Here is a 14,248-nt window from a genome sequence, read left to right as displayed (position 1 = left end):
GCGCCCCGCCCATTGCGGCGGGGCGCGGTGCTGCTGATCGCAGCATCGCACGCACAGGGTTTCGGCAGTTGCCCCATGTCCCGCATGTCCAAGGCCAGCATTGCATTGGTGATGGTCGAATGGCTCGAAGCCCGTGGCAGTAGGAACAGCATGGCGTGTCGGCGCATTGCGCCGCCGGGCTTTCGGGCTGCGCCCCATGCCGCCAATGGCGTCATGTCCATTCGGCTTCAATCCCTCACGCCTTCGCGCCTGGCGGCGCTGCGCGCTCCGCTTGCGGGCATTCAGACGCGCTAGGGCGCGTCGCGCTCTTTCAGCACGGCCTCGAACTCCTGGCGCACCCGCGCCAGCAGTTCGTCGGCCTTGTGCGTGTCGTCGCCGGCGTAGGCCAGCGTCAACAGCGTCAGCGGATGCACTTCCATGACCTCGCACAGCTCGGTCAGCTTGTGCAGGGTCGGACTTTTCAAGTCGCGCTCCAGCGTACTCATATAGGTGCGGCTGGACACGTCGGAGAACGCTTCCTGGCTCAAGCCTCGCGCCTTCCTGACTGTCCGTATTGCCGTTGCCAATGAGTGTTTCGCTGTCACTAACTTGGTTTCCCCATAAAAACCAAGATGACAGCCCATTGCGCCCTATAGGGCTACAATCTATAGTGTTCATTCATGGCTGAAAGGCCCGCTTTCGTGCTTTTACGGAAATCCGCAGATGCGGATTCCGACAGAACCGGGGAATCGCATCCGTGTCTTTCCGGCTTCCGACAATTCCGCTTCGGCGCTTCTGTTCTTCTACGGATGCGATGGCTTGCACATCGGTGCTTCCACACGAATGCACGGATGCGTTTCGGCAGTTCTGCGCTTCGGCACCAAAGCGCATTCGCGCATCGTCGGTTTCGTGGAGAAGCTGCCCATGACCCTGCCGCTTGTCACCGCTGATGAACGCGCCCGGCTGCTGGCCCACGGCGCGGCGCTCGCCGCTGGTCAGCGGCTCGACCCGCTGCCCGTGGTGCGCTTGTTCACCCCGGACGCGCATGTGACCTGGCTGCTGGTGTCGCTCGACCCGGCGGATGGCGACACGGCCTACGGCCTGATCGACCTCGGTATCGGTATGCCTGAGCTCGGGATGGTCAAGCTGTCCGACCTGGCGGGCATCGTCGGGCCGCGCAAGCTGCCGGTGCGGCGGGATCGGTATTTCCAGGCGGTGCGCCCGTTATCGGAGTACGTCCGGCTGGCGCAGGAGAACGGCGCGATCACGGACTGATGAAAACCAGCGCGGCCTAGCCAGCCGGGGCGCATCGTGACTATTTCAATCTTGATCAAGACCGTGCAGGTCTGAATCCGCATTCTTGCACCGAAGTGGTGCGATCCTGTTGAAAACAGTCCTGATCTTGGGCGCGGGCTGCGGCACGGTGTTCGGTGCTGCGCGTCATTTTCCTGAAGGCGTAGCCGTCGCATTCAGACGATTTCCGCAACACGCAGAGCCAAATGGTCTTGACACCGACAGTTACAGCCTAACCAATTTTGATGACGACCTGATGGCATTTCGATAGTTCCCGCATCGCGGAAATCGTGGCGACGCATCCCAAACAGAGGGAGGTTTCGCCATGACTGATCGCAGCGCCGAACACTGGTATCCGACAGCGGCCTATCTCTACGTTCTGCACCTTGACGGCCCTGCGCTGGCGTGGGAATACCTGCGCCGAAATCCCGACTACCGCCGCGACTGGCTGCGCCGCCGCCGCCGGCCGGACACGGCGCAGGCGTGGGGCCTGCGCCTGCTGGAAGACCCAGCCCTGGATGCGCGCGACGCGCATCCGGCCTGGTTTCCCGATCACGATGCCGTCGTGCAGGTTTACCCGGACGATGACCCGCCACCCGAAGCCCATGCCTTCGAGTTCTGGCGCGTCCCTGGCCGCAAGCAACTGATCCACGACGGCAAGCGCCTGGTGCTGGTGTCGCATTGGCCCGGCTGCTGCCTGCGGCTCGCGCTCGCGCCGGGCCTGGAAGACGGCATGGCCTACCTCTACGCCACCCGCGCCTGCGCCACGCCCTGCGCGCGCTATCGCACGCTCGCGTCCGAGCTGGACGCATTGGCCGTGGCCACGGTTGCCACGCCTGCGGCGGCGGCCCGTTCCAGGCCCACGACGGCCGCGGTGCTGGAACTGCACACCTTGCAGACGCTCGACGCGACCCTGGCGGGCGCGTCATTGCGCGAAGTGGCCGAAGGGCTGTTCGGCGCCGATGCCGTCGCCGCCGACTGGCACAAGGACAGCGCCTTACGTGCCCGCGTGCGGCGGCTGGTACGTCGTGGCGATGCGCTGATGCGTGGCGGCTATCGCCGCCTGGCACAGCTTCCGCCGCCGTTGCAGTAGGGGGGGACGTTTCGCGTCCCCCGTAGATCGTCCCTTAGCAAGCAGCCTCGCTTTCTTGAAAGTGCCTCTAACCGGCCGCGTGGTGTGGCCGGGCTTGATGGAGGTACATCCCATGCGACCCGCTCCCTTGCGGCCTGCCGCCGCTGCTGTCGCTGCGCCTGCGCAGCCCCAACGCTACCTGACCAACGACGAAGCCGCCGAGTACCTGCGCCTGTCGCCACGCACGCTGGAGAAACAGCGCGTGATCGGCGGCGGCCCGAAGTTCCGCAAGTTCGGCCGCCGCGTCATGTACGCGGTGTCCGACCTCGATGCCTGGGCCGACCAGCGCAGCTACGAGGCGACTTCCGACCCGGAATATGCCGAACGCCACGCGGGCGATTACCGTGATGGCCGCTGATCGCTGGCGCGTGGGTGGCCGTCGCCATGTCCAGCCCGCCAGGGCAAGCCTTGCAGCGCGAACAGCTCGACCTGTTCCGCGCGCTGCCGGGCGACATGGCACCCCGCGACAGCCAGGACTTGATGGCCTTTCCGTTCTTCTCGCTGGCGAAGTCGCGGCGTACCGCGCCGATCGACTTCCGCGCCGGCGGCATCACCATCCGCGTGGAGGGTACGCAGGAGCACGGCATCGCAACGATATGGGATGCCGACCTGCTGATTTGGGCCGCCTCGCAGATCGTGGAGGCGCGCGACGCGGGCTTGCGCCCGTCGCGCTGGATACGCGCCACTCCCTACGAGATCCTGCGCTTCATCGGGCGCGGCACGTCTCTCAACGACTACCTGCGCCTGAAAGCCGCGCTCGACCGGCTGCAATCGACCACGGTGGCCACGTCCATCCGCGAAACCACGGGAAGGCGATTGCATCGCTTCTCGTGGATCAACGAGTGGAAGGAACTGGCCGATGCCAGCGGCGTGCCGCTGGGCATCGAACTGATCCTGCCGGACTGGTTCTATGCGGGCGTGCTCGATGCCGCCTTGGTGCTGACCATCGACCCAGCCTATTTCCGCTTGAAGGGCGGGATCGAGCGCTGGCTGTACCGCCTGGTGCGCAAGCACGGCGGCAAGCAGCCGGGCGGCTGGCAATTCGACTTCCGGCACCTGCACCGCAAGTCGGGCAGCGCTGCGCGCTTCTCCGACTTCGCTTACGACCTGCGCGTCCTGGTGGCGCGGCAGTCGCTGCCCGGCTACGTCCTGGGCATCGAGCGAATGCCGGACGACGGACAAGAACTGCTGACCTTCCGGCCCGTGCTGCACACGGCACGGGGATAACTCGTGGAAAAGGTGTGGACGGCCTCGTGCTATCAGGAGTACCGGGTATCGTGCTATCGGGAGTACGCCTATCGTGCTATCAGGAGTACGAAAACGCCGGAAAGCCAATAACGGCGCGGGTTTGCGGCCCCTCTAACTTCCCTAACAAGAAATACATAACTTTTAGTAGAAGCGCGCCGTTTCGGTGGACAACCGAGAAACGGCACGGCGAACAGCGTTTTGCACGGCAGGTAAAGCCCGGCTTTCCAGCAGGGAGGGCCGCGCCATGATCCTCGCTCTGCTCAACCAGAAAGGCGGTGTCGGCAAGACCACGCTCGCCACGCACATCGCGGGCGAACTGGCGATGCGCGGCCAGCATGTCGTCCTGCTCGATGCCGACCCGCAGGGTTCATCCCTGGACTGGACGCAGCGCAGAAGCCAGCAAGGCTTGCCACGGCTGTTCAGCGCCGTGGGCCTCGCACGCGAAACGCTGCATCAGGAAGCGCCAGAACTCGCCAGGCGGGCCGATCACGTCATCATCGACGGGCCGCCGCGCATCGCCGCCTTGGCGCGCTCCGCGCTGCTGGCGGCCGAGCGCGTGCTGATCCCGGTGCAGCCCAGCCCCTACGACCTCTGGGCCAGCTCGGAAATGGTTTCGCTGATCCGCGAGGCGCAGGTGTTCCGGCCGCTGCTCCGCGCGGCCTTCGTCATCAACCGGCGCGTCAGCACCACCATCATCGGGCGCGAGGCGCGGCAATCGCTCGCCGAACAGCCGCTGCCCGCGCTGCGCTCGGAGGTGCATCAGCGCATCGTCTTCGCCGACAGCGTGGCCGCTGGCCGGCTCGCACGCGAGACAGCGCCCGACAGTGCCGCCGCCCGCGAAATCACCGCCCTGGTGGACGAACTGCTGCGGTGGCCGACATGACAGCGCAGCAGCCACCCAACAGCAAACGCACGGGCAAGCGCGTCGGCATCGGCGCACGTCCGCCCGCGAATCCGCACGCCGAGGCGTGGATTCGTCAGGGCGATGCCGACGCGCTGGGCAAAGGCGACCTCTACACGGCCCGCCTCACGCTCGACATCACGCCCGCCATGCGGGCGCGCATCAAGGTGTCGGCCTTCACGCAAGGCGTGACCGTGGCCGACCTGCTGCGCGGCCTGCTGGAGCGGGAGTTTCCGCCGGAGAACACACCATGAACGCATTCGCTTGGCCTGCCGCGAACGCGGCACCGGCTGCGCCGCTGCCTGCGCTTTCGGCACTCGCCGGACAGGCCGGCAATGTGCCGCTGACGCGCGTTTCGCTGGCCTACCTCGAACATCGCTTCAAGCTCTACCTGCGCTTCGGCGAACCGGCGCGCACGCTTCAGCTCGACCGCTGGCGGCGCTGCGCGGTGTTCCTGCCGGGCGCGATGCTCTGCCGCATCCGCTGGCAGGCCAACGACTACGGCACGATCCGCTGGCAACTCATGGTGATGCAGGCTTGCACACCGCTGGACGCGGCGCAGCGCATCCCCGGTGTTCAGCCGGGCGCGCGCTTGCTCCTACACACCGAAGGCGATGCCAACGTGCGCGCCGTGCTGGAGCGCATCGACGGCATCGAGGCGCTGGGCATCGCTGCCATCGACGTGTCGCCGGCGTACTGGCGCACGCTGGGCAACCGTCTTGCGGCTCGCCTTGCGCTGCCCGAATACACCACCGAGCGGCATACCGCCTGGCTGGCCGGGAAGGTGCTGCCATGACCGCCCCGACCACCACACCCAACGCGCCCGACGTGGCGCCGCGTCCTCGCTCACGCCTGCGCGCTCGCATCGTGCTGGCGACACTGGCCGCCATCGGCTTCGCTGCGCTGGCCTGGGCGGCTTTCGTGTCGCCGCTGCCGCGTCTGACCTACAACCCGTCCGACAGCGTGGCGGTCGGCTGGTATCGCATTGACCCGTTCGACCCGCGCACCGCCTCGCTGCCACGTCCGTTGTCCGTGGACAGCATCGTGCTGGTGCCGCTTCCGGCCACGGCTGCCGCGCTCGCTGCGCAGCGCGGCTACCTGCCGACGCGCGTTCCGCTGCTCAAACGTGTGGGCGCGGTCGCGCCGCAACACGTCTGCATCGTCGCCGGTCAGGTACGCATCGACGGCGTGCCTTCGGCCGCCGTACTGCCCGCCGACCGGCTGGGCCGGGCGCTGCCGTCCTTGCAGCTTTGCCGCCGCCTTGAACCGGGCGAACTGCTCCTGTTGAGCGTGACGAATCCAGCATCGTTCGACAGCCGCTATTTCGGCCCGGTCAGCGCATCCGCCGTGATCGGCGTTGCGCATCCGGTGTGGCCGGAGATACGCCCATGATGGCCGCCGATTCGCTGCGCTCTGACGTGCCATCGGGCATGTCGTTCTGCTGGCTGCTTCAGTGTCGCTGCGCCTGTCGTGCCGGTGCATTCGCACCGCACGTCGCGCAGCATCCGGCGCAGCCGTCCAACGTTCAGGCGTCTTGCCTCGAACGCGCCCGGCCTGCGGCCATTGGCGCTTTCGCCGGCGCGCTGTCTGTTCACGCAGCAGCGCCGCCGGGCCGCCGTTGCCTGGAGCGACAGCGAAGGGCAAAGGCGGAAGGCAAGACAAAAGGACGCGGCACCTGGCCGCGTCGAAAGCCAGTCAGCACATGGGGGGAACGCGGCACGGAGCGGCTTCGCCACCGTGCCGCGTTTGGCGCGAGGGTCGCGCCAATGCTGGCATGTCCGCGTGCTTCGCACGACAGGACACGCCCAAGCTTGCGGGGAGCGCAGCCATGACCGACAGCCGCGACGACGACTTTCGCGTGCGCCCCAGCGCCCCGAAGAACCGGGGCAAGGGCCAGGGGCAGAGCTTCGTTTCCAAGGTGCTCAAGCAGGCCGGCAAAGCCAGCAGCGGCAAGTCGGCAGTACGCCGTCCTGGCGCGGCTGGCACCGGCCAGCGGCCCGGCTCTCGGCTCGGACGTGGCCACACGGCGGCGCGCTTCGCCGGGGCGAAGCTAATGCCCATGTCGCGGCGCGTGACCATCAAGACCTTGCTGGTCAATCACCAGCGGGCCAGCCCGCAATCGCTCGCCAAGCACCTGCGCTACATCGAGCGCGACGGCGCGGGTCGCGATGGCGAACCGGGCCGGGGCTACGGGCCACAGGCCGACGAAGCCGATCTGGACGCCTTCAAGGAACGCTGCGCCGACGACCGGCACCATTTCCGCTTCATCGTCTCGCCCGAGGACGGGGCCGAGCTGGACGACCTGCGCACCTACACCCGGCATCTGGTGAGCCGCATGGAAGCCGACCTGGGCACGCGGCTGGATTGGGTGGCGGTGGATCACTGGAACACCGACAACCCGCACACCCACCTGATCGTGCGCGGGCGCGACGACACCGGCAAAGACCTCATCATCGCGGGTGACTACATCGCCCACGGCTTCCGCCATCGCGCCGCCGAGCTGGCGACCGAGTGGCTGGGGCCGCGCACCGAACTGGAGATTCAGCAGACCTTGAGGCGCGAGGTGGAACAGGAGCGGTGGACGAGCCTGGATCGCACCTTGCAGCGCGAGACCGGCGAGGATGGCCGGGTGCATGTCGAACGGCTCAACGAGCCGAGGTTGCAACGCCAGCGCCTGCTGCTGATCGGCCGCCTGCAACGCTTGCAGCGCCTGGGCCTAGCCGACGAGGTGCAGCCCGGCACCTGGGCCATTCATGCCGATGCCGAGAAGACCTTGCGTGCCCTGGGTGAGCGTGGCGACATCATCCGAACGATGCAGCGGGCCATGAGCGGCCAGCCGCGTGAGCTGGCGGTGTTCGAGCCGGGCGACGATGGTCGCAGCCTCATCGGCCGCGTGGCCGCGAAGGGGCTTGCCGATGAGTTGCACGACCGAGGCTATCTGATCATCGACGGCACGGACGGTAAGGCCCACTACGTTGCACTGAACGCCCGCGACGAACTGGCGAACTATCCCACGGGCGCTGTGGTAGAGGTGAAGGGTTCGACTGAGGTGCGCACGGCCGACAAGAACATCGCCTCGCTGGCGAGCGATGGCCTGTACCGCACCGATCATCACCTGGTAATCGAGCAGGGCCGGGCTACGCCCGGACGCGACCCGCAGGAAGTCGTCGCCGCTCATGTCCGGCGGCTGGAAGCCCTGCGCCGGGCTTGCATCGTGGAGCGCGTGGCCGAAGGGCTATGGAAGGTACCGGACGACCTGGCCGAGCGTGGCCGCCAATACGACGCGCAACGGCTGGGCGATGTAGCCGTAGAGCTGAAATCACACCTTCCTATTGAACGGCAGGCCCGCGTCATCGGCGCGACTTGGCTTGACCAGCAACTGATCGGCGGTGGCCGTGGGCTGGGCAACTTGGGCTTTGGCGGTGATACCAAGCAGGCCATACAGCAGCGAGCCGATTTCCTCGAAGAACAGGGGCTGGCACAGCGCCGCGGGCAGCGCGTCATCCTCGCGCGCAACCTGCTGGGCACGCTACGCAATCGGGAACTAGTGCAGGCCGCGAAAGACATTGCGGCGGAAACCGGCCTAGAGCATCGCCCGGTGGCCGACGGGCAGCGCGTAGCCGGTATCTACCGGCGTTCCATTATGCTCGCCAGCGGGCGCTACGCGATGCTCGATGACGGCATGGGGTTCAGCCTTGTGCCGTGGCGGCCGGTAATTGAGCCGCGACTGGGACAACAGCTTGCCGCAAAGGTTATCGGCGGAAGTGCCTCTTGGGAACTTGGACGAAAGCCCAGTATCGGTATCAGTTAGATATCAAGGGAAGCTGAGTACCAGGCGCAGTCTGCTTGGCTGCTGTGATTCTTCTTAGAGATTCAATCAATGCCATAAACTCCTTGGATTGCCTCAGTGCTTCGCCTCCCGCAGTTTGCAGGTCCAAGACATCCGTAGCCTCGATCGTGAAGGCTGTGGGCACGCGCAGCAGCGAATGCCGGATCTTGTCGTCCGGCACGTCGTTCAGACTTACGCTTACTACGTAGATTTCTGCGTCGGCCGCAAAGGGGCTGTCCGCTTGGCCACGGGTGCGGACAATCTCGGAACGCCAGTGTTGCAGGTCGTCGTTAAGCATGGCCAGCGTCACCTGGGTCTCGCGAGCGCCGGCACCGAAGATCAGCGACTCAAGTACTTGCGTCGTGCTGGGAACTCGGTCGCTACTGTCCACTCTCTCGCTCAGTCCTCGTTCGGAGTTCACCGTCACCAACACGAGTCGGCGCAAGCTTCCGGGCTTGACCTCCGAGAAATTGGCGCTCATTGAGCCCGAAGCTACTAGCCGGTCTAGCATCAGACGTACGCCGAGGTTGTCGGAGACACCACCGTCCACGAGGTGGATATAGGGCCGATCGTGCGCATTGAGGTAGCTGTCTATGCCGCTTTGCAGGATGCGTGATCTGTAATTTTGCCCTCTGACAGGCAAAGATCGGAGAGGCGGCGGACAGGTATTGGCGTTGTTTCGCACCGTTACGGGCGACAGCACCAGCGGTACTGCCGACGAGGCCGCCACCGCGAAAGACAGCGGCGTTGCATCGAGGTCGGAACAGATTAGCCGGAATTGCTCGGTGGTGAAATCGAAAGGGGCACCGGTCGTGAGGTCGGTTGCCGTGATCATCAGTTCGGGCGCGCCCGGTCGTCGGCGCACGTCACCAAAGGTGCGGCCTTCAAAAAGTTCGTCCAAGCGTTGAGCCAGGATCTGGCTGCGCCCAAACCAAGGTGAAGTTAGTCTATAAAGACGCTCAGGCCACAGAGCTTCACGTATGAGTCGCCCCTCAAAAGGCACAAGCAGAAAATCCGGCTCGAAACGAGTCAGCGTGGCATCGCCGAAGGCCGCGAAGTGCGCGGCAAGGATGCTGCCCCCCGACACTCCGCTGACCAGGAACACCTGATCCAACAGAGTGGTCTCCTGGCCCTCTAGCGCGAAGCGTGTGGCCTTGAGTTCGCGCAGCACGCCCAGGCCGAAGGCCGCCGCCCGAGCGCCCCCGCCTGACAGTGTCACCGCTACAACCACCGGTTGGTTGACCTCCGACGGCCTGATGCGTTGGTCGTTCTCGGCGAGAGACATTAAGGCGGCGTCGGAAAGTGTCGGGTTGATCCAAGGACGGTAAGTGGAACACCCTGTCAGAACTACCGTTGCCAGCACACCGGCCAAACTCCATCGTGTGAATTTACACACCTCCAGGCGCTTTACCTCTGCAAGCAGCACCACGCAGCGTTTCGAATAGACAAGAACGAGAAACGCCGGCAATTTTGCGACGAAGCAGAGCCACTCCAGAATGCTGCAGACGTTACAAGAACGGCACCCTACGAATCCCCTTGATGAGGCTCCTCGCGATCCGCGCGAAGTTATGGAATAGCAGCTATTCACGAGCCAGCACTTCTCCAAGCGCTATTGATCCGTTCAAGGCAGGTGGTGATTGCAGACTTTGCATGCCCGAGCAGTGTGTAGGAGCCTTTGAAATCCGCGAGAGCGTTGCCGTGCTCGAAGCAGCTAGCAGCAGCCACCCGACGATCTGTTTGTTCATCTACTGCCTCAAACTCCAAACTAGCTCCCCCAGTTGTCACTGGTCCAACAAGCAACGTCGTTAGGGTGTTGACTGCTCTATTGGGCGTCTCAATGGTCGTAATTGCCACACGCACACGTATGCGGCCTGACGATGCGGGAGCTTCGGACTTAGTTTGGAGATGTCGCAGTTCACTGTTGACGTGATCGAGAAGCTCTCGCACTTGCTCAGCTTCAAGCCCACCTATGCGTCCAGTTGCCGTCACTACCTGAGCATCCTCGACTAATATTTCCCGGTAACGACTGGGTTCAAAGCCTGGCGCCTTGAAGAGCAGAACATTTTCGTACTTCGTTTTTCCCAATACATCGTAATCACCAAGAAACCCTGATCGAGTCATTCCGTTTGAAGCACAGCCAGATAAGGTTGCCGTGAGGCCTGCCAGCAGCACAAAATGGATTAATGAAATAGGGCGTTTCATATATATTTTCATTTATCCCATTTTCAGACAGACGATGCCAGCAACAACCAGCGCAATTCCAACCCAACGTATCAAGGAGGCGGTATCGCCGAACACATACACGCCCACGAAAAACGCGCCCAGCGAACCGATGCCGGTCCAGACCGCATAAGCTGTTCCTATGGGGATCTGTTTAAGAGATAACCATAGGAAAAAGCCGCTGGCTGCCATACAGGCAACTGCAATCGCCGGCCCCACGTAGCGCATCGCTGCATTGGCCGCACCCATCTTGAGGCCTAGTGGCCAACCGATTTCGAACAGGCCGGCAATCAGTAGAACCAACCATGGATTCCATGACAACGGGTTCATATATTTCTCCAAATCTATTCAGTGAAAATTGATTATCAAAGCATCAAAGCATCAAAGAATAGGCAGTAGGCGGTCAATTCGCTCTGCTTCTGATTTCTTCTTAAACTCTCTGATGGCGAGAATCTGTCTCCCCGATCTCTCCGGCCACGAGAGAGATCGGGGGAAGCGTGTGGACAGTTACGCTGAGGGATCAGACCGGTTGCACTGGTTGTTGTACCGCCTCGTGACTCCGTTTGCTGCCCGGCCACTTCATTCCGAACAGCACCTCGTAGAGCAACGGAATCAGGCCAAGCGTCACGAGCGTGCCAAGTGCGAGACCACCGATCATGCCGATGGCCATGCCCTTCCACAGCGGCCCCGCAAACAACATCAGGGGCACGAGACCCGCGATACAGGTCACCTTGGTCATCACGATTGGACGCAGCCGCTGCATCGCAGCTCCCACCAGGGCTTCATGTCGGGCGAGACCTTCCGAGAGGCCGTGTTCAATTTGTTCGAGCAGAAGAACGGCGTTGTTGACGATGATTCCGAACAGCGCAAGCACCCCGAATGTCGCCATGAAGCTGAAAGGAGTGCCTGTTGCCTTCAGTGCAATCACGACCCCAATCAACGTGAAGGGAATCGTTGCGAGAATCACGATCAGCTTGCGGAAGGAGTTGAACTGCCAGATGAATAGCAGCAACATCGCCAGAAGAGCGAACGGCATGTAGTGCGTGAGCGATGCATTCGATTCAGCCGATTCCTCAATTTCTCCACCAAGCTCTATGGCATAGCCTGCAGGTAGTTCAATTGCGGCGATCCGAGGTGCGAGGTGATCCACGATCTCTTGCGCGGTGTATGCGGTGTTCTGCCCCTGAACTGTGACTGTACGAATGAGATTGCGGCGCTGGATCACAGACGGCTCGCTAGCGAGCGTGACATCGGCCACTTGCGCCAGGGAAACCGGCTGGCCACCCGACGCTGGATAGATGGTCGTCGAACCAACGTCCGCAGTGCTGCGCCGATCATTGGACGTCCCGCGCATCACGATTGGCACGCTGGTATCGCCATCTCGGATCACAGAGATCGACTGGCCGATGTAGCGGGTGCCAAGCCAGGCAGCTATGTCGTCGGTGGTGACGCCAGCACGTCGCGCACGATCTTGATCGACCCGAACATCGAGACGGCCGACACGGGTATCCCAGTTGTTCTTGATGTTGGCCGTACCTGGCAGCTCCCGTAGCGCGGACTCAATTTTCGCCGCCGCATTCATCAGCACCTCATGATCCGGCCCACTGACCCGGTAGACGGCTGTGCCGGCTTCGGTAGTGCCTAGCGAGAACCGCTGAGGCTCTGCGCGTACATCTCCATGATGCTGCGCGAAGTAAGCCCGAGTTCGGGCAATCACGACGTCAATGTTGGTGCCTGCCTTGACCGTCACGACAAAGTACGCGATGTTCGATGCTGGCAATGGGGGATTGAGCCCAAGGATGAAGCGCGGCCCACCGTCAGCGACGTAGCCAATGTGATCCGTGATTTCGGGGTTGATTTCTTGATCACCGAGCCAGCCGCTCACTTCCTTCACTTTGGCAAGAGTGAGCCGTGAATCCGTTCCAGGGGCGAGCTGCACCGGTATTTGGAATTGAACTCGGTCGGACTTCGGCAAGAAGTCGTATGGCAGTGTCGTGAATCCGTACAGAGCTACGGCCAATGCACCCGTCATCACACCAACGTAGATCGCCTTGTGGTCAAGCACCCACTCAAGCAACTTGCGATAGCCGCGATAGAAGCGTGTGTTGTAGGTTTGCGCGTCATTCGCCGGTTGATGATGCACTTTGGTGAAGTGGTAGCACAGCAGTGGAGTGACGGTCAGACACAACAGCCAAGATCCGAGTAACGTGAGCGCGAGGACAATGACGAGAGAGCGCAGATACTCACTCGTCGCACTCTGGCCGAAGAAGAACGGGGAGAAGGCGATGACGATAACCAATGAGGACGTCAGCAGCGGCAGTGCGAGGGTACGACCCGCTTCGAGACAAGCCTGTTTGCGGTCTTCACCGGCTGCCAAGCGCCGTTCAATGTCTTCGGCAATCACGATGCCGTTGTCTACCAAGAGCCCCAAAGCGATGATGATGGCTGCCATCGAAACACTTTGCAGCTCGATGTTCAGCGCGCGCATCACGATCAGTGCCCCCAGAATGGTAAGCGGCACGATCATCCCGACGATGAATCCTGTGCGCCATCCCAGGAAAAGGACGACGACGCCGAGCACGATGACAATCGTTTCGATCATCACCTGGTTCATCTTGCCCATTTCACGTTTGACGACGTCTGCCTGGAATGTCACATAGGAGAGCTCGAAACCTGCGGGCAGAAGTTTCTCAAGCTCGGCCACACGGGATTTGAGGGCTACGCCGAATTGCTCCACGTTCTGGCCCGAGGTCATGGACACTGCCATCACTACGGCAGGCTGGCCCTTATAGACTGCAGCAGACTCGGGAGGATCTGCAGGTTGTACCTGCACGCGCGCAAGCTCTCCCAGTGAGATTGAAGGAGCAGGCGAAGCACCGCGCGCACCCTGAGCTTGCGCCATCATGATCGGCAACGCGCGCAGCGAAGCGGCGTCGCGAACCTCTCCACTAACAGCCAGCGAAGCGTTGATGCCACCGATGGCGATTTGCCCGCCTGAAAGCACGACGTTTTGTTTAACGAGTTGATCGATCACCCCTTGTGGGGTCAATCCAAGCTGGGCTAGTTTTGGTCGATCAAATTCGAGATAGACGCGCTCTTCCTGCAAGCCGTAGAAGCTGATGCGATCAACGCCGGGAAGCGCGTATAGGCGATCGCGCATCTCTTTCAACGACACACGCATTTCGCCCATGGAGTAGCCCGGCGCGGTCACCGCAATGGAGGCCACGGCAACACGGCCGAAGTCGTCGTTGACAAATGGCCCCAACGTACCCTGTGGAAGCAGAGGCTGAGCATCGGCAACCTTCGCGCGAACGCGCTGCCATATGGGGGCTAGGTCGGTGTACCGCTCCCAGATCGTGACCTGTATGACGGCCCCGCCCGCGCGAACGGTTGTGGTTACACGCTTGACCTCGGCCAGCTCCCGCAAACGCTCCTCGATCGGACGCGCGATCAACTGCTCAACACGTTCGGCTGGCATGCCAGGGTTCAGAACGGCAACAACCGCATCTCGAATCGTGACCGATGGCTCTTCCTGCGAAGGGAAATTGAGAAACGTGGCAATGCCGGCAACAAGAATGATGACCGCGGCAAGGTAGGTGAGTCTGCTGGCGCGCAGCGCCATTTCTGTGATCTTCATAGCGAAGTC

15 protein-coding genes are annotated in these 14,248 nt (G+C 62.8%); 10 read left to right on the top strand and 5 right to left on the bottom strand.

Annotation, left to right across the window (positions count from 1 at the left end; translation table 11 throughout):
- Nucleotides 1–294, top strand: a 294-nt coding sequence (locus QMX78_RS06285; RefSeq protein ID WP_282267605.1) for a hypothetical protein, incomplete at its 5' end; no start/stop codon positions are given.
- Here QMX78_RS06285 and QMX78_RS06280 read toward each other — a convergent pair.
- The gene (locus QMX78_RS06280) at nucleotides 291–584 is read right to left on the bottom strand and encodes a helix-turn-helix transcriptional regulator (protein WP_064717570.1); all 294 of its coding nucleotides are present in this window, start codon (nucleotides 582–584) and stop codon (nucleotides 291–293) included. The genes QMX78_RS06285 and QMX78_RS06280 overlap by 4 nt on opposite strands.
- Nucleotides 585–903: 319 nt before the next feature.
- Here QMX78_RS06280 and QMX78_RS06275 point away from each other — a divergent pair, with 319 nt between their 5' ends.
- The 9 genes from QMX78_RS06275 (at nucleotide 904) to QMX78_RS06235 (ending at nucleotide 8,364) form a co-directional block, all read left to right on the top strand.
- On the top strand, nucleotides 904–1,254 hold the full coding sequence (locus QMX78_RS06275; RefSeq protein ID WP_028699139.1) for a DUF2958 domain-containing protein: 351 nt from the start codon (nucleotides 904–906) through the stop codon (nucleotides 1,252–1,254).
- A gap of 343 nt (nucleotides 1,255–1,597) precedes the next feature.
- The gene (locus QMX78_RS06270) at nucleotides 1,598–2,365 is read left to right on the top strand and encodes a DUF2285 domain-containing protein (protein WP_004883055.1); all 768 of its coding nucleotides are present in this window, start codon (nucleotides 1,598–1,600) and stop codon (nucleotides 2,363–2,365) included.
- Nucleotides 2,366–2,477: 112 nt separating this feature from the next.
- Complete coding sequence (locus tag QMX78_RS06265) at nucleotides 2,478–2,762, top strand: helix-turn-helix domain-containing protein (protein ID WP_004883058.1); 285 nt, start codon at nucleotides 2,478–2,480, stop codon at nucleotides 2,760–2,762.
- 26 nt (nucleotides 2,763–2,788) lie between these two features.
- Nucleotides 2,789–3,631 (top strand): replication initiator protein A, encoded by an 843-nt coding sequence (locus tag QMX78_RS06260; RefSeq protein WP_004883059.1) that lies wholly within the window; start codon nucleotides 2,789–2,791, stop codon nucleotides 3,629–3,631.
- A 265-nt stretch (nucleotides 3,632–3,896) separates the two neighbouring features.
- Nucleotides 3,897–4,535 (top strand): ParA family partition ATPase, encoded by a 639-nt coding sequence (gene parA, locus QMX78_RS06255; protein WP_004883061.1) that lies wholly within the window; start codon nucleotides 3,897–3,899, stop codon nucleotides 4,533–4,535.
- Nucleotides 4,532–4,807: a hypothetical protein gene (locus QMX78_RS06250; RefSeq protein WP_004883063.1), complete on the top strand. Its 276-nt coding sequence runs from the start codon at nucleotides 4,532–4,534 to the stop codon at nucleotides 4,805–4,807. Before parA ends, QMX78_RS06250 begins: the two co-directional genes overlap by 4 nt.
- Nucleotides 4,804–5,349: a DUF2840 domain-containing protein gene (locus tag QMX78_RS06245; protein WP_004883064.1), complete on the top strand. Its 546-nt coding sequence runs from the start codon at nucleotides 4,804–4,806 to the stop codon at nucleotides 5,347–5,349. Before QMX78_RS06250 ends, QMX78_RS06245 begins: the two co-directional genes overlap by 4 nt.
- Nucleotides 5,346–5,945, top strand: a complete 600-nt coding sequence (locus tag QMX78_RS06240) for a S26 family signal peptidase (RefSeq protein ID WP_004883067.1) — start codon at nucleotides 5,346–5,348, stop codon at nucleotides 5,943–5,945. Before QMX78_RS06245 ends, QMX78_RS06240 begins: the two co-directional genes overlap by 4 nt.
- Nucleotides 5,946–6,381: 436 nt before the next feature.
- Nucleotides 6,382–8,364, top strand: a complete 1,983-nt coding sequence (locus QMX78_RS06235; RefSeq protein WP_004883068.1) for a relaxase/mobilization nuclease and DUF3363 domain-containing protein — start codon at nucleotides 6,382–6,384, stop codon at nucleotides 8,362–8,364.
- On the opposite strand, the gene QMX78_RS06230 is transcribed toward QMX78_RS06235, so the two are convergent.
- The 4 genes from QMX78_RS06230 to QMX78_RS06215 form a co-directional block, all read right to left on the bottom strand.
- On the bottom strand, nucleotides 8,357–9,811 hold the full coding sequence (locus QMX78_RS06230) for a patatin-like phospholipase family protein (RefSeq protein ID WP_196636953.1): 1,455 nt from the start codon (nucleotides 9,809–9,811) through the stop codon (nucleotides 8,357–8,359). The genes QMX78_RS06235 and QMX78_RS06230 overlap by 8 nt on opposite strands.
- A gap of 155 nt (nucleotides 9,812–9,966) precedes the next feature.
- Entirely contained in the window at nucleotides 9,967–10,596 is a 630-nt protein-coding gene (locus QMX78_RS06225; protein WP_023123863.1) for a DUF3313 family protein, read from the bottom strand.
- Nucleotides 10,597–10,932: a multidrug efflux SMR transporter gene (locus tag QMX78_RS06220; protein WP_004883073.1), complete on the bottom strand. Its 336-nt coding sequence runs from the start codon at nucleotides 10,930–10,932 to the stop codon at nucleotides 10,597–10,599.
- 190 nt (nucleotides 10,933–11,122) lie between these two features.
- A complete protein-coding gene (locus QMX78_RS06215) occupies nucleotides 11,123–14,239 on the bottom strand; it encodes an efflux RND transporter permease subunit (RefSeq protein ID WP_004883075.1) in 3,117 nt (1,038 codons plus the stop codon).
- Nucleotides 14,240–14,248: the final 9 nt, after the last annotated feature.

This window comes from Stenotrophomonas sp. PS02298, from assembly GCF_029959445.1.
Taxonomy (GTDB): Bacteria; Pseudomonadota; Gammaproteobacteria; order Xanthomonadales; family Xanthomonadaceae; genus Stenotrophomonas.
This window is presented reverse-complemented; position numbering and strand designations above follow the sequence as displayed.

What these genes read in the sequence shown, in the direction of transcription:
- QMX78_RS06245 (WP_004883064.1), top strand. Translation starts at nt 4,804, where the DNA reads ATGAACGCATTCGCTTGGCCTGCCGCGAACGCGGCACCGGCTGCGCCG.
- QMX78_RS06215 (WP_004883075.1), bottom strand. Translation starts at nt 14,239, where the DNA reads ATGAAGATCACAGAAATGGCGCTGCGCGCCAGCAGACTCACCTACCTT.
- QMX78_RS06270 (WP_004883055.1), top strand. Translation starts at nt 1,598, where the DNA reads ATGACTGATCGCAGCGCCGAACACTGGTATCCGACAGCGGCCTATCTC.
- parA (WP_004883061.1), top strand. Translation starts at nt 3,897, where the DNA reads ATGATCCTCGCTCTGCTCAACCAGAAAGGCGGTGTCGGCAAGACCACG.
- QMX78_RS06225 (WP_023123863.1), bottom strand. Translation starts at nt 10,596, where the DNA reads ATGAAAATATATATGAAACGCCCTATTTCATTAATCCATTTTGTGCTG.
- QMX78_RS06240 (WP_004883067.1), top strand. Translation starts at nt 5,346, where the DNA reads ATGACCGCCCCGACCACCACACCCAACGCGCCCGACGTGGCGCCGCGT.
- QMX78_RS06265 (WP_004883058.1), top strand. Translation starts at nt 2,478, where the DNA reads ATGCGACCCGCTCCCTTGCGGCCTGCCGCCGCTGCTGTCGCTGCGCCT.
- QMX78_RS06260 (WP_004883059.1), top strand. Translation starts at nt 2,789, where the DNA reads ATGTCCAGCCCGCCAGGGCAAGCCTTGCAGCGCGAACAGCTCGACCTG.
- QMX78_RS06220 (WP_004883073.1), bottom strand. Translation starts at nt 10,932, where the DNA reads ATGAACCCGTTGTCATGGAATCCATGGTTGGTTCTACTGATTGCCGGC.
- QMX78_RS06275 (WP_028699139.1), top strand. Translation starts at nt 904, where the DNA reads ATGACCCTGCCGCTTGTCACCGCTGATGAACGCGCCCGGCTGCTGGCC.
- QMX78_RS06250 (WP_004883063.1), top strand. Translation starts at nt 4,532, where the DNA reads ATGACAGCGCAGCAGCCACCCAACAGCAAACGCACGGGCAAGCGCGTC.
- QMX78_RS06235 (WP_004883068.1), top strand. Translation starts at nt 6,382, where the DNA reads ATGACCGACAGCCGCGACGACGACTTTCGCGTGCGCCCCAGCGCCCCG.